Annotated in this window: 24 protein-coding genes; 18 read left to right on the top strand and 6 right to left on the bottom strand. The window is 72.2% G+C overall.

Going from position 1 to position 21,525, the window contains the following annotated elements; genetic code table 11:
* Positions 1-6: 6 nt before the first annotated feature.
* Both ACFRU2_RS09785 and ACFRU2_RS09780 read left to right on the top strand, forming a co-directional pair.
* On the top strand, positions 7-435 hold the full coding sequence (locus ACFRU2_RS09785) for a hypothetical protein (protein WP_382969968.1): 429 nt from the start codon (positions 7-9) through the stop codon (positions 433-435).
* Between the two features lie 2 nt (positions 436-437).
* A complete protein-coding gene (locus ACFRU2_RS09780) occupies positions 438-1,085 on the top strand; it encodes a CatB-related O-acetyltransferase (RefSeq protein ID WP_382969965.1) in 648 nt (215 codons plus the stop codon).
* Here ACFRU2_RS09780 and ACFRU2_RS09775 read toward each other — a convergent pair.
* Entirely contained in the window at positions 1,082-1,594 is a 513-nt protein-coding gene (locus ACFRU2_RS09775; RefSeq protein WP_382969962.1) for a methylated-DNA--[protein]-cysteine S-methyltransferase, read from the bottom strand. The genes ACFRU2_RS09780 and ACFRU2_RS09775 overlap by 4 nt on opposite strands.
* A 51-nt stretch (positions 1,595-1,645) precedes the next feature.
* Positions 1,646-3,139: an AlkA N-terminal domain-containing protein gene (locus tag ACFRU2_RS09770; RefSeq protein WP_382969960.1), complete on the bottom strand. Its 1,494-nt coding sequence runs from the start codon at positions 3,137-3,139 to the stop codon at positions 1,646-1,648.
* Between the two features lie 429 nt (positions 3,140-3,568).
* On the opposite strand from ACFRU2_RS09770, the gene ACFRU2_RS09765 reads away from it, so the two are divergent.
* The 8 genes from ACFRU2_RS09765 to ACFRU2_RS09730 all read left to right on the top strand — a co-directional run bounded on the left by ACFRU2_RS09765 (position 3,569) and on the right by ACFRU2_RS09730 (position 11,921).
* Positions 3,569-4,423, top strand: a complete 855-nt coding sequence (locus ACFRU2_RS09765) for a dihydroorotate dehydrogenase electron transfer subunit (RefSeq protein ID WP_382969957.1) — start codon at positions 3,569-3,571, stop codon at positions 4,421-4,423.
* Positions 4,424-4,461: 38 nt separating this feature from the next.
* Complete coding sequence (locus tag ACFRU2_RS09760; RefSeq protein WP_382969954.1) at positions 4,462-5,397, top strand: dihydroorotate dehydrogenase; 936 nt, start codon at positions 4,462-4,464, stop codon at positions 5,395-5,397.
* Positions 5,398-5,642: 245 nt separating this feature from the next.
* Entirely contained in the window at positions 5,643-5,966 is a 324-nt protein-coding gene (mihF, locus tag ACFRU2_RS09755; RefSeq protein WP_243334344.1) for an integration host factor, actinobacterial type, read from the top strand.
* A gap of 61 nt (positions 5,967-6,027) precedes the next feature.
* A complete protein-coding gene (gene gmk / locus ACFRU2_RS09750; protein WP_243334346.1) occupies positions 6,028-6,591 on the top strand; it encodes a guanylate kinase in 564 nt (187 codons plus the stop codon).
* A gap of 79 nt (positions 6,592-6,670) precedes the next feature.
* The gene (rpoZ, locus tag ACFRU2_RS09745; RefSeq protein WP_004948662.1) at positions 6,671-6,943 is read left to right on the top strand and encodes a DNA-directed RNA polymerase subunit omega; all 273 of its coding nucleotides are present in this window, start codon (positions 6,671-6,673) and stop codon (positions 6,941-6,943) included.
* A gap of 123 nt (positions 6,944-7,066) precedes the next feature.
* On the top strand, positions 7,067-8,281 hold the full coding sequence (gene coaBC / locus ACFRU2_RS09740; protein ID WP_382969950.1) for a bifunctional phosphopantothenoylcysteine decarboxylase/phosphopantothenate--cysteine ligase CoaBC: 1,215 nt from the start codon (positions 7,067-7,069) through the stop codon (positions 8,279-8,281).
* A gap of 195 nt (positions 8,282-8,476) precedes the next feature.
* The gene (gene metK / locus ACFRU2_RS09735; RefSeq protein WP_382969947.1) at positions 8,477-9,685 is read left to right on the top strand and encodes a methionine adenosyltransferase; all 1,209 of its coding nucleotides are present in this window, start codon (positions 8,477-8,479) and stop codon (positions 9,683-9,685) included.
* Positions 9,686-9,860: 175 nt separating this feature from the next.
* On the top strand, positions 9,861-11,921 hold the full coding sequence (locus tag ACFRU2_RS09730) for a primosomal protein N' (RefSeq protein WP_382970811.1): 2,061 nt from the start codon (positions 9,861-9,863) through the stop codon (positions 11,919-11,921).
* A gap of 334 nt (positions 11,922-12,255) precedes the next feature.
* On the opposite strand, the gene ACFRU2_RS09725 is transcribed toward ACFRU2_RS09730, so the two are convergent.
* Positions 12,256-12,771 carry a hypothetical protein gene (locus ACFRU2_RS09725; protein WP_382969944.1) on the bottom strand — a complete coding sequence of 172 codons (516 nt, stop codon included), beginning with the start codon at positions 12,769-12,771 and terminating at the stop codon, positions 12,256-12,258.
* Positions 12,772-13,032: 261 nt separating this feature from the next.
* Here ACFRU2_RS09725 and fmt point away from each other — a divergent pair, with 261 nt between their 5' ends.
* The 3 genes from fmt (at position 13,033) to ACFRU2_RS09710 (ending at position 16,503) form a co-directional block, all read left to right on the top strand.
* Positions 13,033-13,977 (top strand): methionyl-tRNA formyltransferase, encoded by a 945-nt coding sequence (gene fmt / locus ACFRU2_RS09720; RefSeq protein WP_382969943.1) that lies wholly within the window; start codon positions 13,033-13,035, stop codon positions 13,975-13,977.
* 68 nt (positions 13,978-14,045) lie between these two features.
* The gene (locus ACFRU2_RS09715; protein ID WP_382969940.1) at positions 14,046-15,512 is read left to right on the top strand and encodes an RsmB/NOP family class I SAM-dependent RNA methyltransferase; all 1,467 of its coding nucleotides are present in this window, start codon (positions 14,046-14,048) and stop codon (positions 15,510-15,512) included.
* A gap of 22 nt (positions 15,513-15,534) precedes the next feature.
* Positions 15,535-16,503, top strand: a complete 969-nt coding sequence (locus ACFRU2_RS09710; RefSeq protein ID WP_382969937.1) for a helix-turn-helix transcriptional regulator — start codon at positions 15,535-15,537, stop codon at positions 16,501-16,503.
* A 34-nt stretch (positions 16,504-16,537) separates the two neighbouring features.
* Here ACFRU2_RS09710 and ACFRU2_RS09705 read toward each other — a convergent pair whose 3' ends face one another.
* Positions 16,538-17,242 carry a bleomycin resistance protein gene (locus ACFRU2_RS09705; protein WP_382969936.1) on the bottom strand — a complete coding sequence of 235 codons (705 nt, stop codon included), beginning with the start codon at positions 17,240-17,242 and terminating at the stop codon, positions 16,538-16,540.
* A 145-nt stretch (positions 17,243-17,387) separates the two neighbouring features.
* Between ACFRU2_RS09705 and rpe the strand changes: the two genes are divergently transcribed.
* From rpe to ACFRU2_RS09680, 5 genes are all read left to right on the top strand, one after another.
* The gene (rpe, locus tag ACFRU2_RS09700; protein WP_382969933.1) at positions 17,388-18,074 is read left to right on the top strand and encodes a ribulose-phosphate 3-epimerase; all 687 of its coding nucleotides are present in this window, start codon (positions 17,388-17,390) and stop codon (positions 18,072-18,074) included.
* Between the two features lie 138 nt (positions 18,075-18,212).
* Positions 18,213-19,226 carry a sugar-binding transcriptional regulator gene (locus ACFRU2_RS09695; RefSeq protein ID WP_250741550.1) on the top strand — a complete coding sequence of 338 codons (1,014 nt, stop codon included), beginning with the start codon at positions 18,213-18,215 and terminating at the stop codon, positions 19,224-19,226.
* 136 nt (positions 19,227-19,362) lie between these two features.
* The gene (locus ACFRU2_RS09690) at positions 19,363-19,587 is read left to right on the top strand and encodes a hypothetical protein (protein WP_382969930.1); all 225 of its coding nucleotides are present in this window, start codon (positions 19,363-19,365) and stop codon (positions 19,585-19,587) included.
* A 49-nt stretch (positions 19,588-19,636) separates the two neighbouring features.
* Positions 19,637-20,122, top strand: a complete 486-nt coding sequence (locus tag ACFRU2_RS09685; RefSeq protein WP_382969928.1) for a ribonuclease domain-containing protein — start codon at positions 19,637-19,639, stop codon at positions 20,120-20,122.
* Positions 20,119-20,556 carry a barstar family protein gene (locus tag ACFRU2_RS09680; protein WP_382969925.1) on the top strand — a complete coding sequence of 146 codons (438 nt, stop codon included), beginning with the start codon at positions 20,119-20,121 and terminating at the stop codon, positions 20,554-20,556. Before ACFRU2_RS09685 ends, ACFRU2_RS09680 begins: the two co-directional genes overlap by 4 nt.
* An 80-nt stretch (positions 20,557-20,636) precedes the next feature.
* On the opposite strand, the gene ACFRU2_RS09675 is transcribed toward ACFRU2_RS09680, so the two are convergent.
* Together ACFRU2_RS09675 and ACFRU2_RS09670 are read right to left on the bottom strand one after the other, a co-directional pair.
* Complete coding sequence (locus ACFRU2_RS09675) at positions 20,637-21,128, bottom strand: group II truncated hemoglobin (protein ID WP_338056817.1); 492 nt, start codon at positions 21,126-21,128, stop codon at positions 20,637-20,639.
* Entirely contained in the window at positions 21,125-21,454 is a 330-nt protein-coding gene (locus ACFRU2_RS09670) for a putative quinol monooxygenase (protein ID WP_382969922.1), read from the bottom strand. The genes ACFRU2_RS09675 and ACFRU2_RS09670 overlap by 4 nt, the downstream gene beginning before the upstream one ends.
* Positions 21,455-21,525 lie beyond the last annotated feature (71 nt).

The raw sequence follows: 21,525 nt of genomic DNA, 5'->3' as shown, positions 1-21,525 counted from the left end.
CAGCAAATGATCACGATGTACGCCTGGCCCAGCACCGCCGACGGGCCCGACGCCCTGCCCATGGTCCACTTCACCACCGACCAGCAGGAGAGCGGCGAGGTCACCCCCGACGGGGTGCCGGTCTGGATGTTCGACACCGCGATCCGCGACGGCGGTTGGGCCCCGTTCACCGACTTCGAGGCCTGGTCCGCCCCGGCCGAGGGCTGGCAGGCCTTCTACCGCCGCGAGGACGACGTCCTCGCCGTCACCGGCCCCGGCTCCTGCGAGGGCTGGTACCAGGGCGGCCTCGGCGCCGACTCCGACTGGGTGGGAGCGGCAGCCGCCCAGCAGAGCGTGGTCCTGCTCGCGGCCCCCGTCCAGCACCCGTCCCTGTACGCCTACGCGGTCGAGGCCGGCGCGGCCTTCGCACTGCTGGTCCCGCTGGTGGTCATCTAGCCGTGAGTGCCCTCCCCGCGGACCCGACGGTGCTCCACCCGTTTCCCGACCAGCCGCGCGTGGTCCTGCTGAAGCCGCTGGTCACCTCGCCGCTGATCGAGGTGGGGGAGTACTCCTACTACGACGACCCGGACGATCCCACCGCCTTCGAGACCCGCAACGTGCTCTACCACTACGGGCCGGAGAAGCTGGTCATCGGGAAGTTCTGCGCGCTGGGCACCGGGGTCCGGTTCCTCATGAACGGCGCCAACCACCGCATGGACGGCCCCTCCACCTTCCCCTTCCCCATCATGGGCGGGTCCTGGGCCGACCACTTCGACCTGCTCGCCGGCCTGCCCGGCCGGGGCGACACCGTCGTCGGCAACGACGTCTGGTTCGGCTACGGCGCGATGGTCATGCCGGGGGTGCGCATCGGGCACGGCGCGATCATCGCCGCCGGCGCCGTGGTCGTGGACGACGTCCCCGACTACGGGATCGTCGGCGGCAACCCGGCCACCCTCATCCGGACCCGCCACACCGACGAGGAGATCGCCCGCCTGCTCGCCCTCGCCTGGTGGGACTGGCCGGTGGAGCACCTCACCCGCCACGTCCGTGCCGTCATGTCCGGCACCGTCGCCGACCTCGAAGCGATCGCACCGCCGGCCCCCTAGAGCTGCTCGGCGCCGGACTCGAAGGCCAGCAGGCGCACCTTGCGGTCGATGCCGCCGCCGTAGCCGGTCATGGAGCCGGAGGCCCCGATGACGCGGTGGCACGGCACGATGATGCCGACCGGGTTCTTCCCGTTGGCCAGCCCCACCGCGCGCGAGGCGTTCGGCTTGCCGAGCTTGGCGGCCAGCTCCCCGTAGGACCAGGTCTGCCCGTAGGGGATCCGTACGAGCTGCTCCCACACGCTGCGCTGGAACTCGGTGCCCTCCAGCCGGACCGGCAGGTCGAACTCGGTGAGCTCCCCGGCGAAGTACGCGGTCAGCTGCCGCACCACCTCCGGGAAGGGGGCCTCACCGGCCGCGACGCGCTCCCCGAAGGCCTCCTCGGCCGGGCGGTGGCGCTGTCCGGTCATGTAGAGGCCGCAGAGGAACCCGTCGGCGGCGACGAGGGTGAGCGGCCCGTAGGGGCTGTCCACGACGGTGTGCTGCCGGGTGCCGGTCGTGCTGCTGCTCATGATGCTCGTACTCCTCGGAAATCAGTGGAAGTCGGTGGAAGCCGATGGGGGTCAGGCGGGCAGGACGTTGATCGCGTGGTCCTCGGTGGCCCACAGGTACTGCACGGCGTACGCGCGCCAGGGCCGCCAGTGCGCCGCGCGCGCCGTCAGCGCAGCGGGCGTGGAGGGCAGCCCGAGCCCCTTCGCCGCCCGGCGGATCCCCAGGTCGGCCGGAATGAAGGCATCCGGATCGCCCAGGGCCCGCATCGCGATGATCTCGGTGGTCCACGGCCCGAAACCGGGCAGCGCGCCCAGCCGGGCGCGGGCCGCCTCCCAGTCGCTGTCGATGCCGAGCGGGAGCGAGCCGTCGGCGAGGGCCGAGACGAGCGTGGTGAAGGTGATCCGGCGGCTGCGCGGCAGGGCCAGGGACTCCGGGTCCAGCCCGGCCAGCGCCTGCGACGTGGGGAACAGGTGGGTCAGCCCGCCCTCGGGGTCGGGGTCGGTGACCGGCTCGCCGAGGGCGCGGACCAGGCGGGCCGCGTGCGTACGGGCCGCCGCGGTGGACACCTGCTGGCCGAGCACCGCCCGTACGGCGAACTCCTCCGCGTCGACGGTACGCGGCACCCGGCGGCCGGGAGCCTTGGCCACGAGCGGGGCCAGCAGCGGGTCGGCGCTCAGCTGCTCGTCCACGGCCTCGGGGTCCGCGTCGAGGTCCAGGAGCCGGCGGCAGCGGCTGATGGCGATGGTGAGGTCGCGCAGGTCGGTGAGGGCGAGCCGGCAGCCGATGTGGTCGGGCTGCGGGGTGAGGGCGACGACGCCGGTGCCGTACGGCAACCGGAGCGTGCGGCGGTAGGCGCCCGCCCGCCACTCCTCGACCCCGGGGACGGCGGTCGCGGCGAGGTGGCCGAAGAGGTTGTCGGGGGTGAGCGGGGCACGGAAGGGCAGCCGCAGGCTGATGGTGCCCGGCACCTGGCCGGGTCCGGCACCCGGGACGGCCCCCCGGCCGGCCGCCCGCGCCCGGAGCTCGCTCGGGGCCAGGGCGAAGACCTCGCGGACGGTGTCGTTGAAGGTCCGGATCGAGGAGAACCCGGCGGCGAAGGCGATGTCGCCCATCGGGAGCCCGGAGGTTTCGATCAGCAGCCGGGCGGTCTGCGCGCGCTGGGCCCGGGCGAGGGCGAGCGGCCCGGCGCCGAGCTCGGCGCCCAGCTGGCGCTCCACCTGGCGGGCGGAGTACCCGAGCCGGGAGGCCAGCCCGGGGACCCCCTCCCGGTCGACCACCCCGTCCTGGATGAGCCGCATGGCACGGGCGACGGCGTCGGCGCGGGCGTTCCACTCGGGGGAGCCGGGGGAGGTGTCGGGCCGGCACCGCTTGCAGGCCCGGTAGCCGTTCTGCTGGCAGGCGGCGGCGCTGGGCAGGAAGGTCATGTTCTCGACCTTGGGCGGTACGGCGGGGCAGCTGGGGCGGCAGTAGATCCCGGTGGTCCTCACGGCGGTGAAGAACCACCCGTCGAACCGCGCGTCCTTCGACTGGACGGCCCGTACGCAACGCTCCGTATCGGTGTACATGGCTCCCATCCTCCCGGCCGGCCGGGCCCCGGGCTGGCGGTTTTCCGACACCAAGCGTACGGGGCCACCCCCGGCCGCATACCGCGCCCGCGGCGCGTGCAGCGGGTGCGCCGCTGCGCGGGGCGAAGTCCCCTACCCGCCCTTCGCCCGTTCCCCGGGGCTGCGCCCCGGACCCCCTGGGGCTCCGCCCCAGACCCCGCGCCTCAAACGCCGGCGAGGCTGGATTGTGGCTGGGGTCGGCTTGCATGTGCGCCCCGGAGGGGCTGGTTTGCCGCGTAGCGGCAATTCCAGCCCCTCCGGCGTTTGAGGAGCGGGGACCGGGGCGTAGGGCCCGGAGGGTCGGGTCTTCGGACCGGTGTGGGGCGGGTGGTCCCAGGGCGATCATGGGGTGGGGGGTTACGCCCCCTACCCCCGGACGGAGCGCCCAGCGTGCCCCCAGTACAGACCGTCGCCACCATCCGGCGGATCACGCCCGTCGGGGCCTACCACCACCTCGTCCTCGACGCCCCCGGCGTCACCGGGGTGCGCCCCGGACACTTCGGCGCCCTCGCCATCGGCGGCCGGGACGCGAGCACACTGCTCCGCCGCGCGTTCTCCATCCACCGCGCCGACCCCGACACCGGCACCGTCGAGTTCGTCTTCGCCGAGGCCGGCCGCGGAACCAGGGCGCTGGCCGCGCACCGCCCCGGCGACGCCGTGGACCTCATCGCCCCCCTCGGCACCCCCTTCCCGCTCCCCGACGGCCCGGTCGGAGCGGTCCTCGTCGCCGGCGGCTACGGCAGTGCGCCGATGTTCGCCCTGGCCGAGGAGATCCTCGGGCGCGGCGGCCGGGTCGCCTTCGTGCTCGGCGCGGCCACCGAGGACCGGCTGTTCGGAGTCGAGCGGGCCGAGGCCCTCGCCGAGCACGTGTACGTGGTGACCGACGACGGTTCGGCCGGACGGCGGGGCCGGGTGACCGACGTCCTCCCCGAGGCCATCACGGTGACCGGCGCCACCGAGGTCCACTCCTGCGGCCCGATGGGCATGCTCAAGGCCGTCACGGAGATCGCCACCGCCGCCGGAGCCGCCAGCCACACCGCCGTCGAGGAGGCCATGGCCTGCGGGATCGGGATCTGCATGAGCTGCGTCCTGCCCGTCACCGGCCCCGACGGCGTCACCCGTTTCCTTCGCTCCTGCACATCCGGCCCCGTTTTCGACGGCACCAGCGTCCGCTGGGACGACGCCGGCACCCTGCCCGACGACCTCGAAGGCGCGGCCGCCATGACCCCGAAGGCGAGCCGGTGATGAATCCCCTGGACCCCGTAGCCCCCGAGGATGTCGACATGTCGGCGCCCCTCGGTACCCGCGTCACCCTTCCCAACCCCGTCTCCACCGCCTCCGGCTGCGCCGGCTACGGCCGCGAGCTGCACCGGTTCACGCCCCTGCACGAGCTGGGCACCATCACCACCAAGACCGTGATGCCGCACGTCCGCTCCGGCCGGGCCACTCCCCGGATGGCCGAGACCCCCAGCGGGATGCTGAACTCCATCGGGCTCCAGGGCTCCGGCATCGACCACTTCGTCGAACACGAGCTGCCCTGGCTGGCCGAGCGCGGGGCACGGGTGCTCGTATCGGTCGCGGGGGAGCGGACCGAGGAGTTCGCCGAGGCCGCGGCCCGGCTGACCGGGCAGCCCGGGGTGGTCGGCATCGAGGTCAACATCTCCTGCCCCAACGTCGCGAACCGCGGTCTCGTCTTCGCCTGCGACGCCGGCGCCTCCTTCGAGGTGGTCAAGGCGGTCAAGGCGGCGGCCGATCCCGTACTGCCCGTCTACGCCAAGCTGACCCCCGACGTGACGCGGATCACGGACATCGCGGCCGCGTGTACGGACGCGGGCGCCGACGGGCTCTCGATGATCAACACCGTCCTCGGGATGGCCATCGACACCGACACCATGCGCCCGGCCCTCGCCGGGGTCACCGGAGGCCTCTCCGGCCCGGCGATCCGGCCCGTCGCCGTCCGCTGCGTCTTCCAGGTGTACGGGGCCATGCTGGCCGGCGCCGTCCGGCAGGTCCCGATCCTCGGGATGGGCGGGATCGCCTCCGGCCGGGACGCGCTCGAATTCGTCCTCGCCGGAGCCTCCGGCGTGGCGGTGGGGACCGCCCTGTTCAACGATCCGTCCGCGCCCCTGAGGATCCGCGACGACCTGCGCGCGGCACTCGCCGCACGCGGGATCGGGGCGTTCGAGGACGCCGTCGGACGGTCTCATCGCACTCCTTGACGAAATTCGAACGTACTTCACCGGACAAATCCGGGGTGGTTTGTCCGTGATGTACGGTTCAGTGGAGGCTGACCAGGACTTTTCGTCCGTTCTCGCTGACTGGAGCGGCCTTGGCCGCTAGTCTCCGAGCAGAGTGAACGAGCAGCGATCGAGCACCACCGCTGTTCGGGGGCTCGCCTGGTGTGATGCCTTCCGGCATTCCACTGGTCCGTATCCGACAGTTCGACATCCGAGGTGACGTAGGCGTGGCTCTTCCGCCCCTTACCCCTGAACAGCGCGCAGCAGCGCTCGAAAAGGCCGCCGCGGCTCGCCGGGAGCGGGCCGAGGTGAAGAATCGACTCAAGCACTCCGGCGCCTCCCTGCATGACGTCATCAAGCTGGGGCAGGAGAACGACGTCATCGGCAAGATGAAGGTTTCCGCTCTCCTGGAGTCCCTGCCCGGCGTCGGCAAGGTGCGCGCCAAGCAGCTCATGGAGCGCCTCGGCATCTCCGAGTCCCGGCGTGTCCGAGGTCTCGGTTCCAACCAGATCGCCTCTCTGGAGCGTGAGTTCGGCGGTAACGCCGCCTAAGGCGTCGTCCGAAGTTCTCCCGGCGTTCTCAGGCAGTCCCGAGAAGCTGGATAATCGCTCTATGGCAGCAGAGGTTCGTCCGCGGCTGACCGTGCTCTCCGGCCCTTCGGGGGTCGGCAAGAGCACGGTCGTCGCGCATATGCGCAAGGTTCACCCCGAGGTCTGGCTCTCGGTGTCGGCCACCACCCGCAAGCCGCGGCCCGGTGAACGGCACGGAGTCCACTACTTCTTCGTCAACGACGACGAGTTCGACAAGCTGATCGCCAATGGCGAGCTGCTGGAGTGGGCCGAGTTCGCGGGCAACCGCTACGGCACGCCGCGCGGCGCAGTGCTGGAACGCCTGGAGAACGGCGAGCCGGTCCTGCTGGAGATCGATCTCCAGGGCGCACGGCTCGTACGCGAGTCCATGTCCGAGGCTCAGCTGGTCTTCCTGGCTCCTCCGAGCTGGGACGAACTGGTCCGCCGGCTCACCGGCCGGGGCACCGAAACCGCGGAGGTCGTCGAGCGCAGGCTCGGTGCCGCCAAGATCGAACTGGCTGCCGAATCCGAGTTCGACACCACCCTGGTCAACACCTCGGTCGAGGACGTCGCGCGCGAGCTGCTAGCCTTGATGAATGTCGTCTGATCGTTGACCGGTGTTCAACCGGTCCGGACGGTCCGGATTCGACACTTCTAGGTCTTACCCCATCTTCGGAAGGTAGAGCGTGTCCTCTTCCATTACTGCGCCCGAGGGCATCATCAACCCGCCGATCGACGAGCTGCTCGAGGCCACGGACTCGAAGTACAGCCTCGTGATCTACGCGGCCAAGCGCGCGCGTCAGATCAACGCGTACTACTCGCAGCTCGGTGAGGGCCTGCTCGAGTACGTCGGCCCGCTGGTGGACACCCACGTCCACGAGAAGCCGCTTTCGATCGCGCTGCGCGAGATCAACGCGGGTCTGCTGACCTCCGAGGCCATCGAGGCCCCGGCTCAGTAAGGCACGAGTTTCCTTTTCACCACAGGCCCGGCAGAACATCTGCCGGGCCTGTGGTGTGTCAGTGGTGTGCCAGTGGTGTGTCATAGGTGTTCATAGCGGTCATCAGCCGAAGGGGCGTGTGTGGTGGGTAAGCCGAAGGTCGTGCTCGGAGTCAGCGGCGGGATCGCCGCTTACAAGGCGTGCGAGCTGCTGCGCCGGCTGACCGAGTCCGGGCACGACGTGCGCGTGGTGCCGACGGCGGCGTCGCTGAACTTCGTCGGGGAGGCCACCTGGGCCGCCCTCTCGGGGAACCCGGCCTCCACCGAGGTCTGGGAGAGCGTCCACGAGGTGCCGCACGTGCGCATCGGGCAGTCCGCCGACCTCGTGGTCGTCGCCCCGGCCACCGCCGACATGCTCGCCAAGGCCGCCCACGGGCTGGCCGACGACCTGCTCACCAACACGCTGCTCACCGCACGCTGCCCGGTGGTGTTCGCACCCGCGATGCACACCGAGATGTGGGAGCACCCGGCCACTCAGGAGAACGTGGCCACGCTGCGCCGCCGCGGCGCCGTGGTCATCGAGCCGGCGGTCGGCCGGCTCACCGGCAAGGACACCGGCAAGGGGCGGCTGCCCGACCCCGAGGAGATCTTCGAGGTGTGCGCCAGGGTGTTGGCCCGCGGGGTGGCCGAGCCCGACCTCGCCGGCCGGCACGTGGTGATCAGCGCGGGCGGGACGCGCGAACCCCTGGACCCGGTCCGCTTCCTCGGCAACCGCTCGTCCGGCAAGCAGGGCTACGCCCTCGCCCGTACCGCCGTCGCCCGCGGGGCCCGGGTCACCCTGGTCTCCGCCAACACCGCGCTCGCCGACCCCGCCGGGGTGGACCTCGTACGGGTCGGGACGGCCCTGCAGCTGCGCGAGGCCGTGCTCAAGGCCGCCGCGGACGCCGACGCGGTGGTGATGGCCGCGGCCGTGGCCGACTTCCGGCCGGCCGAGTACGCGGGCGGAAAGATCAAGAAGAAGGACGGGCAGGAGCCCGCACCGGTCACCCTTGTGCGTAATCCGGACATTCTCGCGGAGATTTCCGCCGACCGTGCCCGGGAGGGGCAGGTCGTGGTGGGTTTCGCCGCCGAGACCGACGACGTACTCGCCAACGGGCGGAGCAAGCTCCTCCGCAAGGGATGTGACTTTCTCGTCGTCAACGAGGTGGGTGAGGCGAAGACCTTCGGTTCCGAGGAGAACGAGGCGGTCATCCTGTCCTCCGACGGAAGCGAGCTCGCCGTCCCCTATGGTCCGAAGGAATCGCTCGCAGACGTGATTTGGGATCAGGTCGCCCCGCGACTCGCGGCGCGACGCGCCTGAGCGGAGGCCCTTTCCGCGGGCTGATCCTTGGGTAAGAATGGAGTGTCGCAGGTCACACGGCTCCCATAGGGCGAGACGGGTGGTCCGGCGAACGGTGGCGACCGATAAACTGCAGCCGGAACGTGATCGGGCGCAGCCTCCGATGAGGTTCCACCAATATTTCAGCCAGCAGCCGCTGCAACCCCAGGGAGCGTTGTGTCCCGTCGTCTCTTCACCTCGGAGTCTGTGACCGAGGGTCACCCCGACAAGATCGCTGACCAGATCAGCGACACCATCCTCGACGCGCTCCTCACCGAGGACCCGACCTCGCGCGTCGCCGTGGAGACCCTCATCACCACCGGTCTCGTCCACATCGCGGGAGAGGTGACGACGAAGGCGTACGCGCCGATCGCGCAGCTCGTCCGCGACAAGATCCTCGAGATCGGCTACGACTCCTCGAAGAAGGGCTTCGACGGCGCCTCCTGCGGCGTGTCGGTGTCCATCGGTGCGCAGTCCCCGGACATCGCGCAGGGCGTCGACACCGCGTACGAGAAGCGGGTCGAGGGCGACGAGGACGAGCTCGACAAGCAGGGTGCCGGCGACCAGGGCCTGATGTTCGGGTACGCCTGCGACGAGACGCCCGAGCTGATGCCGCTGCCGATCCACATCGCGCACCGCCTCTCCAAGCGGCTGTCCGAGGTCCGCAAGAACGGGACCATCCCGTACCTGCGTCCCGACGGCAAGACCCAGGTCACCATCGAGTACGACGGTGACAAGGCCGTCCGTCTCGACACGGTCGTGGTGTCCTCGCAGCACGCGGCGGACATCGACCTGGACTCGCTGCTGGCTCCGGACATCCGCGAGTTCGTCGTGGAGCACGTCCTGAACCAGCTGGTCGAGGACGGCATCAAGCTGGAGACCGAGGGCTACCGCCTGCTGGTCAACCCGACCGGCCGTTTCGAGATCGGCGGCCCGATGGGCGACGCCGGCCTCACCGGCCGCAAGATCATCATCGACACCTACGGCGGCATGGCCCGTCACGGTGGCGGTGCCTTCTCGGGCAAGGACCCGTCCAAGGTCGACCGCTCCGCCGCGTACGCCATGCGCTGGGTCGCCAAGAACGTGGTCGCCGCCGGTCTGGCCTCGCGCTGCGAGGTCCAGGTCGCGTACGCGATCGGCAAGGCCGAGCCCGTCGGCCTCTTCGTCGAGACCTTCGGCACGCACAAGGTCGACGTCGAGAAGATCGAGAACGCCATCAGCCAGGTCTTCGACCTGCGTCCGGCCGCGATCATCCGCGACCTCGACCTGCTCCGCCCGATCTACGCCCAGACCGCCGCCTACGGCCACTTCGGCCGCGAGCTGCCGGACTTCACCTGGGAGCGCACCGACCGCGTGGACGCTCTGCGTACCGCCGCCGGTCTGTAATACCCCTCGGCACCCGCTGGACGGACGGCCCCGGACCCTCGTGGTCCGGGGCCGTCCGTGCGTGCGGGCCCCTCCGCCGTTGTCGGTGGGGTTTGGTAAGAATGCGGGTGTGAGCAGCACCAATGACGCGGGGGAGCGGAGCGGGCCGGGAGGTCCGCCGGAGCAGCTCGCGCTGATGCGGGAGATGGTCGCCGAGGCGAAGGCCAAGGCGCCCAAGGCCAAGCCGCGGACCTGGCGGGGGGCTTCCGTCGCCGAGGAGCTGCCCGTGGCCCGGGTCCTCGTGAACAAGGGCGTGCTCCACCTCGACCGGCTCTTCGACTACGCGGTCCCCGCCGAACTCTCCGAGTCCGCCCAGCCCGGCGTCCGCGTCCGGGTCCGCTTCGGCGCGGGCTCCCACCGGGTCCACGGCGGCCGCCGCGAGGGCGGCGGGCTCATCGACGGCTTCGTCATCGAGCGCCGCGCCGAGTCCGACTACAACGGAGCCCTCGCGGCCCTCGCCCAGGTCGTCTCGTCCGAGGTCGTGCTCGGCCCCCGCATGCTCGCCCTCGCCCGCGCCGTCGCCGACCGGTACGCCGGCAGCCTCGCCGACGTGCTCCAGCTCGCCCTGCCCGCGCGCAGCGCCCGCGCCGAGTCCAAGCCGTCCCCCGAACCGCTGCCCCCGCCGGCCGCGCCCGAGCCCGCGGGCTGGGAGCGGTACGGGGCCGGCCCCGGCTTCCTGCGGGCCCTGGCGGGCGGCGGGACCCCGCGCGCCGTGTGGACGGCCCTGCCGGGCCCCGGCTGGGCCGACGAGCTGGCCCGCGCCATGGCCGCCACCCTCGCCTCCGGACGCGGCGCCCTCGCGGTGGTCCCCGACGGACGCACCGCGGCCCGCGTCGACGCGGCGCTCACCGCCCTGCTCGGCGAGGGGCGGCACGCGCTGCTGACCGCCGAGTCGGGACCGGAGAAGCGCTACCGCCAGTGGCTGGCCGTCAGCCGGGGCTCGGTGCGCGCCGTGGTCGGCACCCGGGCCGCGATGTTCGCTCCCGTACGGGACCTCGGGCTCGTCGCGGTCTGGGACGACGGCGACTCCAGCCACAGCGACGTGCACGCCCCCTTCCCGCACGTGCGGGAGGTGCTGGAACTGCGCGCGGTCACCGACGGCTGCGGCTTCCTGGTGGGCAGCACCAGCTGCACGGTGGAGGCCGCGCAGCTCGTCGAGTCCGGCTGGGCCCGGCCGCTGGTCGCCGACCGCGAGACGGTGCGCACGTACGCACCCCGGATCCGGACCGTCGGAGACGAGCTGCTGGCCCGGGACGGGGCCGCGCGGGCAGCCCGGCTGCCGAGCCTCGCCTGGGAGACCGTACGGGAGGGGCTGAAGACCGGGCCCGTGCTCGTCCAGGTGCCCCGGCGCGGCTACGTGCCCCGGCTGGCCTGCGAGCGGTGCCGGACGCCGGCGCGGTGCACGGTCTGTGCGGGGCCCCTGGAGGCGCCCGATGCGCGGGACCTGCACTGCGGGTGGTGCGGGCGGGCCGAGCCGGCCTGGCACTGCGAGGAGTGCGGATCGTTCCGGCTGCGGGCCCAGGTGGTGGGCGCGCGGCGGACCGCCGAGGAGCTGGGGCGGGCCTTCCCGGCCGTACCCGTCCGCACCTCCGGGCGCGACCACATCCTGGACGAGGTGCCGGACCGGCCCGCGCTGGTGGTGTCCACGCCGGGCGCCGAGCCGGTCGCGGCGGGCGCGGGATACGCGGCGGCGCTGCTGCTGGACGGCTGGGCCATGCTGAGCCGGCCCGACCTGCGGGCGAGCGAGGACGCGCTGCGGCGGTGGATCGCGGCGGCCTCGCTGGTACGGGGGGACGGACAGGTGGTGGTCGTCGCCGAGCCGACGCTGCGGCCGGTCCAGGCGCTGGTGCGGTGGGATCCCGTCGGGCACGCGGTGCGGGAGCTCGCGGAGCGGGCGCAGCTCGGGTTCCCGCCGGTCTCCCGGATGGCGGCGGTCGCCGCGGGCAGCGCCGAGGCGGTCTCGGCCTTCCTGGCGGGGGCCGGGTTGCCGGTGGACGCGGAGGTGCTGGGGCCGGTGCCGGTGCCTGGGCGGCGGGGGGAGCCGGCTGCGGGGGAGCGGGCGCTGGTCCGGGTTCCGCCCGGGAGCGGGGCGGCGTTGGCTGCCGCCCTCAAGTCCGCCCAGGTGGCCCGGATGGCCCGGGGCGTTCCGGCGTCGGAGGCGGTCCGGATCCGGATCGACCCCCTGGACATCGGCTAGGCCCGGGCCGGGCCGGGGAGGCGGGCCCTGCGGGGCCGTCCCCTACCCGCCCTTCCACCGTTCCCCGGGCTGCGCCCGGACCCCCCTGGGGCTCCGCCCCAGACCCCGCGCCTCAAACGCCGGCGAGGCTGAAATTTTCCGGCGCAGCCGGAAAATCCAGCCCGTCCGGCGCTTGAGGACCGGGTCCGGGCGGAGGGCGGGTAGGGGACACCGCCCCGCAGGGCAACGGGCCCAACCCGGTGGGGGAAACGACGGAGCCCCCGCCGGAGGTGATCTGTCGGATCGTTCCGGCGGGGGCTGGGTCGTCGGGGGTCGGCGTCCCGGCGGCCGGGGGTCAGCCGTTGCGGGGGCCGGGGAAGGCGGCGGGGCGGGACGCGCCCGCCTCCTCGCGCACCGGCTGCGGCGGCACCGAGCGCGCCGCCGGGACGGTGGGCAGTGGCCCCAGGGTCCGGGTCGTCGTGCCCTCGGCCAGCGGCTCCCGCTCGGCGGAATCGGCGCTCTGCGCCCGCCGGGCGCCGTAGCGCCGGTGGACGGCCTGCTTGGTGACGCCGAGCGCCGAGCCGACCGCGTCCCACGAGAAGCCGAGCGAGCGGTCGAAGTCCACCGCGGCGGTGACCAGCGTCTCGACGCTGTCCCGCAGTTCCTGCGCGAGGCGGACGGTGGGTGCGGGGGCCCTGCCGTAGACGACGAATCCCGTGGAAGGGCCCGATCGGCGCGGGCGGTAGACGTTGCCGAGCTGGGCGGTGAGCGTACGCAGAGCATCCACCTGCCGGCGAACCCGCTCGATGTCCCGCACCAGGAGGTGCAGGCTGGCCCGTGCTTGGGCGTCGTGGGTGGCGTGGTCGGCCATGAAGAAGCCTCTCGAACCGGTGCTGAAGAGCGGATCGGGCCGCAGACACCGTTCTGTTTCGCGGCCCGTTTCGGTCAATCTCTTTTGACCAACGCGCTACCCGGTGGGCAGGTCACGCTATGGGGGCGTGTCGGCATATGCGAGGAGCGCGCGTGTGTGCGTACGCCCCCTCGGGCCGGCGTCGCCTCGCAAGTGGGACGGTGTGCGGCCACCGCATAGACTGATGCGCTGCTGACAGCCGAGATAGCGAGGTAGACCCCAGTGAAGCTCGTCTTCGCAGGCACCCCCGAGGTCGCCGTGCCCGCCCTGGACGCTCTGATCGCCTCCGGGCGCCACGAGGTCGCCGCCGTCGTCACCCGGCCCGACGCGCCGGCCGGCCGGGGCCGTCGCCTCGTCGCCAGCCCCGTCGCCGAGCGCGCCGAGGAAGCCGGCATCGAGGTCCTCAAGCCCGCCCGGCCGCGCGACCCGGAATTCCAGGCCCGGCTGAGGGAGATCGGACCCGACTGCTGCCCGGTGGTCGCGTACGGGGCGCTGATCCCCAAGGACGCCCTGGACATCCCCAAGCACGGCTGGGTCAACCTGCACTTCTCGCTGCTGCCCGCGTGGCGCGGTGCCGCCCCCGTGCAGCAGTCGATCATGGCGGGGGACCAGGTCACCGGTGCCTCCACCTTCCGGATCGAGGAGGGGCTCGACACCGGCCCGGTCTTCGGGATCCTCACGGAGGAGATCCGGCCCACCGACACCAGCGGCGACCTGCTGACCCGCCTCGCCTTCGCCGGCTCCGGGCTGCTGGTCGCCACCATGGACGGCATCGAGGACGGCACCCTGCGCGCGGTGGAGCAGCCCGCCGACGGGGTCTCGCTCGCGCCGAAGATCACCGTCGAGGACGCCCGCGTCGACTGGAACGCGCCCGCGATGCGCGTCGACCGGCTGGTGCGCGGCTGCACCCCGGCGCCGGGCGCGTGGACGGTCTTCCGGGGGGAGCGGCTCAAGCTGGTCTCGGTCGCGCCGGTCGCGGACCGGACCGACCTGAAGCCGGGCGACCTGGGCGCGGCCAAGAACAACGTCTACGTCGGCACCGGCTCGCACGCCGTGGAGCTGCTCTGGGTGCAGCCGCAGGGCAAGAAGCCGATGAAGGCCGCCGACTGGGCGCGCGGGGTGCGGATCGCTCCGGGTGAGCGGCTGGGCGGGTCCGACGTACGCTGATCTGCGGAGTCGCCTTCGTCCTCCTGTTCCATCGTCATAGCGTTACGTAATCCCGGAGCACCTTTCACGTGAGCGAACAGCCCCCTCGCCGACCGGCCGCCACCAAGGCCAACGGCAAGCCCGCCAAGCCGTACCGCAGGCCCAAGAAGGACCCCGTCCGGATGCTGGCCTTCGAGGTGCTGCGGGCGGTGGACGAGCGCGACGCGTACGCGAACCTCGTGCTGCCGCCGCTGCTGAAGAAGGCCCGCAAGGACGAGACCTTCCAGGCCCGGGACGCGGCGCTGGCCACCGAGCTCGTGTACGGGACCCTGCGCCGCCAGGGCACGTACGACGCGGTCATCAAGGCCTGCATCGACCGCCCGCTGCGCGAGGTCGACCCGCCGGTGCTCGACGTGCTCTCGCTCGGCGCGCACCAGCTGCTCGGGACCCGGATCCCCACCCACGCGGCGGTGTCCGCGAGCGTGGAGCTGGCCCGGGTGGTGCTCGGGGACGGGCGGGCGAAGTTCGTCAACGCGGTGCTGCGCAAGATCTCCGCGCACGACCTCGAAGGGTGGTTGGAGAAGGTCGCCCCGCCCTACGAGGACGACGCCGAGGAGCACCTCGCGGTCTACCACTCGCACCCGAGGTGGGTCGTCAGCGCCCTGTGGGACTCGCTGGGCGGCGGCCGCGCCGGGATCGAGGACCTGCTGGAGGCCGACAACGAGCGGCCCGAGGTCACCCTCGTGGCACGGCCCGGGCGGTCCACGGCGCAGGAGCTGCTGGAGGCGGTGGGCGAGGACTCGGCGCTGCCGGGACGCTGGTCCCCGTACGCGGTCAGGATGGCCGAGGGCGGCGAACCGGGCGCGCTGGAGGCGGTGCGCGAAGGCCGCGCCGGTGTGCAGGACGAAGGCAGCCAGCTGGTGGCGATGGCCCTGGCGGCCGTCCCGGTCGAGGGCCGCGACGAGCGCTGGCTCGACGGCTGCGCCGGACCGGGCGGCAAGGCCGCGCTGCTCGCGGCGCTCGCCGCCCAGCGCGGTGCGTTCCTGCTGGCCTCCGAGAAGCAGCCCCACCGGGCCAGGCTGGTCGAGCGGGCGCTCGCCGGAAACCCGGGCCCCTACCAGGTCATCACGGCCGACGGAACGCGCCCGCCGTGGCTGCCGGGCTCCTTCGACCGCGTCCTGATGGACGTGCCCTGCTCGGGCCTGGGCGCGCTGCGCCGCCGCCCGGAGGCGCGCTGGCGCCGCCGGCCGGAGGACCTGGAGAGCTTCGCGCCGCTCCAGCGCGGGCTGCTGCGCGAGGCGCTCTCGGCCGTCCGGGTGGGCGGCGTCGTGGGCTACGCGACGTGCTCGCCGCACCTGGCGGAGACCCGGGTGGTGGTGGAGGACGTACTGAAGGGGCGCGGCGCGGGTGCGGCCCCGATCGAGGCTGAGCTGATCGACGCGCGGCCGTACATGCAGGACGTCCCGGCGCTGGGCGACGGGCCTGACGTGCAGCTGTGGCCGCACCTGCACGGCACGGACGCGATGTACCTGGCGCTGATCCGCCGGACCGGCTAGCCGGTCGGGCCGAGGTTTTCGCATGCGCGCAGACCGGTTGGTCTCGCTGGTGCTGCTGTTGCGTCAGCGCGGTCGGCTGACCGCGGACACGCTCGCCCGCGAGCTGGAGGTATCCCCCCGTACGGTGCTGCGTGACATCGAGGCGCTGTCGGCCGCGGGGGTCCCGGTCTACGCGGAACGCGGCCGGCACGGCGGGTTCGCGCTGTCGCCCGGATTCCGCACCGAGCTCACCGGCCTGAACCACGACGAGACCCTCGCCCTGCTGACCGCCGGACCGGGGCGCGGCGAGCAGGCGTTCGGCCTGGGCCCGGAGCTCGCTTCGGCGATGCGCAAGGTGGTCGACGCGCTGCCCGTGAGCCACCTTGCCGCCGCCAATGACGCGGCCCAGCGGTTCCTCGTCGACCCGGAGGCCGACCTGCTCTCGCGCCGGCTGGTCACCGAGGAGGTGCCCGGCGGCACGATGGTCGAGGTCCGGCGCGCGGTGCTCGCCGGACACAAGCTGCGGATCCGCTACGCGGCCACGGGCGAGCCGCCGCAGTGGCGCACGGTGGACCCGATCGGGCTGGTCACCGTACGGGACCGGGCCTACCTGCTGGCCACGCGATCGGGCGAGGACCGCACCTACCGGCTGTCGCGCGTGCTGGCCGCCGAGGAACTCCCCGAAGCGGCCGAGCGGCCGGGCCGGGTCGATCTGGACCGGATCTGGCGGGAGCGCTCCGCGCGGTTCCTCTCCGGCGGCGACCACATCGCCGTGCTGCTCCGGGTGAACCCGGCCCGGCGGGAAGACCTGCTCGACACCGCACTGGCGGTCCGCGCCGAGGAACCGGACGCAGACGGCTGGCTGCGCCTGGAGGTCACCTTCCAGGACGAACGGCATGCCCGGTGGGCACTGTGGCAGCTCGGCATGGACGGGGAGGCCCTGGCCCCGCAGTCCTTGCGCACGTGGCTGCGCGAGCGCGGCGCGGCGGTCGCGGCGCGCTACGGCGACTAGCCCTAGGGGTGAGGGGTCCGCGACGGCCTTCGGGTCAGCCGGCGCGGAGGTCCTCCGCGCGGAGGAGGTCGTCGGCCAGCGAGGCACGGTCCGAGGCCGAGAGCGGGATCCGGTCGGCCTCGGCCAGCAGACGGGCGGCGAGGGGGCCGTCGTCCAGGTGGACGGCCATGGCGGCGCGGAGGATGAGGGCTTTGACGCGGGCCGGGGGAGGGACGTCGAGCGTGTCGGAGGAAAGGAGGCGGTCGAGGATCTTGGCGGCGGCCGGGTGATCCTCTTTGGAATCGCCGAGCAGGGAGGCCATGTGGAGGGCCTTGGCCACCGGTTCCTTCGGGACCGGTGCGTGGTGGAGGTCCTCGCTGATCGGCTGGCCGATGCGAATGCTGTTGCCGCCCGGGTCGGCCATGATGAACTGCCGCACCCCGTAGGTGGTGTCCTTCAGCGGACCGATCCGGGGGAGGCCACGGGTCGGGATCCTGCCCAGCTCCTGCTTCAGACCGCCGCGGAACTTCGCGTACAACCCGTCGACGTCGTCGGTCGTGATGTAGCACGCGCCGTACGACCCGGCCGGCTCGAAGCCCTTCAGCGCCATGAACTGCAACTCGACCTCACCGTGCCGCACGACGGCATAGGCGTACGGACGTTCTTGGTAGAACGTGACCTCGAAGCCGATGGCCTTGTAGAAGCCGACCGTCTCGGGGATGGACCTGCAGGGGAGTATCGCCGCCAGTTTCTCGCTCATCCTCCGACCGTAGGGCCGCCCGACCCAGCTAGTCAAACTTGAATAGCATCCTGGTCCTCTTCTGTTCTCCCCCTGTGATCGCCCCCCTGCACCCCACTTCCGGGGTAGTGGCCGGAAGGCGATTGCGGCATGGCACGCTTGGGGCATGGCCGTTCAGATCAATCCCAGCATCTTGTCCGCCGACTTCGCCCGGCTCGCCGAGGAGGCGAAGGCCGTCCAGGGGGCCGACTGGCTGCATGTCGACGTCATGGACAACCACTTCGTCCCGAACCTCACCCTCGGCGTGCCGATCGTGGAGTCGCTCAGCCGGGCGACGGACATCCCGCTCGACCTGCACCTCATGATCGAAGACCCCGACCGCTGGGCCCCCCAGTACATCGAGGCCGGCGCGGGTTCCGTGACCTTCCACGCCGAGGCGGCCGCAGCGCCCGTACGGCTCGCGCGGGAGATCCGGGCCAAGGGGGCGCGGGCGTCCATGGCGCTGAAGCCCGCGACGCCCATCGAGCAGTACGAGGACATCCTCCCCGAGCTCGACATGCTGCTGATCATGACCGTGGAGCCCGGCTTCGGCGGTCAGCCCTTCCTCGACATCATGCTGCCCAAGATCCGCCGGACCCGGGAGCTCATCTCCAAGCACGGTCTGGAGCTGTGGCTCCAGGTCGACGGAGGCGTCTCCGCGACGACCATCGAGCGGTGCGCCGAGGCCGGCGCCGACGTGTTCGTGGCGGGCAGCGCGGTCTACGGAGCGGTCGATCCGGCGGCAGCCGTCCGCACGCTGCGTGACCAGGCGGGTGCGGCGATCGCTGCTGCGCCCTGGGCGTGCAGCCACTGAAACAAGGCTTGGTGAACAGCTCGGTGAACGGGAGCTGTCCAGGCTGATCAACGGCCGTCGGATCTGACAGGATGAACGGCGAGTCGAGAGTGTGAACACGATGGTGTGAACAGCAGTGAGGAGAACGCGGTGTCTGCAATGTCGGCGGGACGGTCAGCCCTGCGGATGGGACCCGCGGAGCTGGTGCAGGCGGCGGCCATGGCGCGCCGTTTCTACCTGGAGGGGAAGTCCAAGATCCAGATCGCCGAGGAGTTCGGCGTGAGCCGCTTCAAGGTGGCCCGGGTCCTGGAAACCGCCCTGGAGCGCGACCTCGTACGCATCGAGATCCGCGTACCGGCCGAGCTGGACGCGGAGCGGTCCGACGCGCTGCGCGCCCGGTACGGCCTGCGGCACGCCGTGGTCGTGGAGTCTCCCGCCGATGCCACCGAGGACGCTCCGGACCCGGAGAACCTGGGTGCCGTGGCCGCCGATCTGCTGGGCGAGCTCGTCAACGAGGGCGATGTGCTGGGCCTCGCGTGGGGGCGGTCGACCATCCACATGGCCGCCTCCCTGCACCGGCTGCCTCCCTGCACCGTCGTCCAGCTGACGGGCGTGTACGACGCCGGGACGGCCGAGCGCGGGTCCGTGGAGGCCGTACGCAGGGCCGCGCAGGTGTCGGGCGGGGACGCCCACCCCATCTACGCGCCGATGCTGCTGCCCGATCCGGCCACCGCGGCCGCCCTGCGGAGCCAGACGGGGATCGCGCGGGCCTTCGAGTACTTCGACAAGGTGACCGTCGCCGCCGTCTCCATCGGCTCCTGGGAGCCGGGCATCTCGACCGTCCACGACATGCTGAGCGACGAGGAGCGGGCGCACTACGCCTCGCTGGGCGTCGCCGCCGAGATGTCGGCTCACCTGTTCGACGCCGAGGGGCGCCGGGTCGGCCGGGACCTCGGCGAGCGCTGCATCACCGTGGAGGCGGACCGGCTGCGCCGGATCCCCGAGGTCGTCGCCATCGCCGGCGGGCTGCGCAAGGCGTCCGCGATCGGGGCGGTGCTGCGTTCGGGGCTGGTGACCAGCCTGGTCACCGACACCGCCGTGGCGGACTACCTGCTGACCGAATCGGAGCCCGGTCTGCGGCCGGCGCTGGAGCGGGCCGACCCGGACGAGTGATGGTGCGGATTGATCCGATTGTCCGGACGAATGCCGGTCAAACGCGGGCACGCGAGGTTCGCTGATGCGGATGGTGCCGTAATTGAGATCCGAACGGCGGACCGTTCGACGGCCTGCTGGGCGCATACTGGGTTCAATGACAAAGTCCGCAGTACCTCGCCGCCATCTGCCGTCCAGCCCGTTCAAGGCCCCCGTGGAAGCGCCGCTCCGGCACTTCAACGTCGGCGACCGGGTTTCTCACGATGAGCACGGCCTCGGCCGTGTCGTCGCCATTGAGGAGGGGATCGCTGTCCTCGTCGAATTCGGGCCTGAGGTCCGTAAGCGCATCCTGAGTCCGTACACCAAGATGTCCGCCCTCTGAAGACACCGCGCGATTCGCGGGAGAATCGGATATTTGGCACGATCGGTGCATGATCTTTCGGAACGTGCCCCGATCGTTGCTGCGTGTGCTGGGGGCTGTGTTCCTCTGCGCGGCGCTGGTCGGTGCGGTGGGTTGCAGCGGGAAGAAACCCGCGCCTGCCGCCGCCACCAGTACGAGCGCGAGCGCCGGCTCCGGCGTTGACGTCGCCCCGAGCGGGGCGGCGAGTTCCGCGGTGCCGACGCCCGGATGGGCGAAGGGCATGGCGACGGTACGGGCCTCGGCACTGCCGCAGCAGGCCCGGGACGTGCTGGCGCTGATCGACAAGGGCGGGCCGTACCAGTACCGGCAGGACGGGACCGTCTTCGGCAATTTCGAGAAGGTCCTGCCGCAGAAGAAGCGCGGCTACTACCACGAGTTCACCGTGAAGACGCCCGGTGAGCGGGACCGTGGGGCCCGGCGGATCGTGACCGGTGGGGGCGGGGAGTTCTACTACACGGACGACCACTACGAGACCTTCAAGGCGGTTCTCCGATGACCCTGGACCCGCGGCCCCTGACCCCCGCGCTCGAAGCGGCGGAGGCCGCCGGCTGGGCGACCGTACGGCTGGATCTGGACGGCGTACGGAGCAAGGCGGAGCTGATGCGGCGGTGCGGGGCCGTGCTGGACGTTCCCGAGTACTTCGGGGGGAACTGGGATGCGCTGGCCGATGCGCTGAAGGATCTGTCGTGGTTGCCGGCGGCGCCGGGGCGGCTGGTCGTCGTGACCTCCTGGCGGGGGTACGCGGAGGCTCGGCCCGCGGACTGGGAGACCCTGACCGAGATCCTGGAGGAGGCCGTCGACTTCTGGCGGGCCGAGTCCGAGGGCGAGGGGGCGGGGCCCGAGCTGACCGTGCTGCTGGCCGAGTCCGTCCCGGGGCCGGCCGCCGGGGCTCCGTCCCGGACCCCGCGCCTCAAACGCCGGCGGGGCTGAATTTGCCCCGGCGGAGCTCGATGGTGCGGCGGTGCCGGGTGGGCCCGGCGGAGCCGGTGGGCTCCGCCGGGGTGTTGACTTCAGGACTTCGGGATCCAGGGTGGGGTTTGGCCCCAGGACCAGACCGGGATGTCCGCCGCGTCGACCGGGGGTGGGTTGGGGCCCGAGTAGATCAGGGCCATGCGGGTGCCCCACTCGATGTAGTACGCGAAGACCGCGCGGAACTCCGGGTCCGTGGGCAGGCCCACCTCGTCGGCCGTGTCCGTCAGGAGGTCCACCCAGCGGCGGCGCTGCTGTTCGGTGATGCCGCGGCCCAGGTGCTTGGTGGCCATGTGCTGGTGGCCGCCGTGGGACGCGGTGTACTTCTTCGGGCCGCCGAAGACCTCCGCCAGCCAGACCGCCACGTGCTGGGGGTGCTCGGAGTCCATGCCCGCGAAGACCGGGGCCAGGATCTCGTCCTGCAGGGCGTGGGCGTAGAAGACGTCCGTGAGGCGGTTCATCGCCTCCTCGCCGCCCATCCACTCGTAGATCGTCGGCGTGGTGTCCGGTGTGGTGTCGGGTGTGGTGCTCATGACGGGGTGGAAGCCTTTCCGGGGCCGGCCACCTTGGTGACGAGGTAGTGCTTCATTTCCTCGATGGCCGTGACGTACGGGCGGATCGCGCTGAAGAACGCGGGAAAGTGCTCGCCCTTGCGGAATCCGTTCAGGTGGGCGTCGATCGAAGTCCAGCGGATGCGCAGGATGTAGCGCTCGGGCTCCTCCTCGCTGCGCGCGAGTTCGTAGTCGATGCACTCCGGCGAGGCGGCCAGGGACTCGGAAGCCCTGACGTACGCGTCTTCGAAAGCCGGCTGATCGTCCAATGCGATCCGGTAACGGATGTATTCGACGGTGGTGGTCATGGTGCGGGCCTCTCCCTGGGGTCGGGCGTTGATCGCCGGTGGTCCGTGCCAGGCTTGCGCGATCTTGCGGG

The sequence above is a fragment of the Streptomyces sp. NPDC056883 genome (assembly GCF_042788835.1).
In the GTDB taxonomy this organism is placed as follows: Bacteria; Actinomycetota; Actinomycetes; order Streptomycetales; family Streptomycetaceae; genus Streptomyces; species Streptomyces stoeckheimensis.
This window is presented reverse-complemented; position numbering and strand designations above follow the sequence as displayed.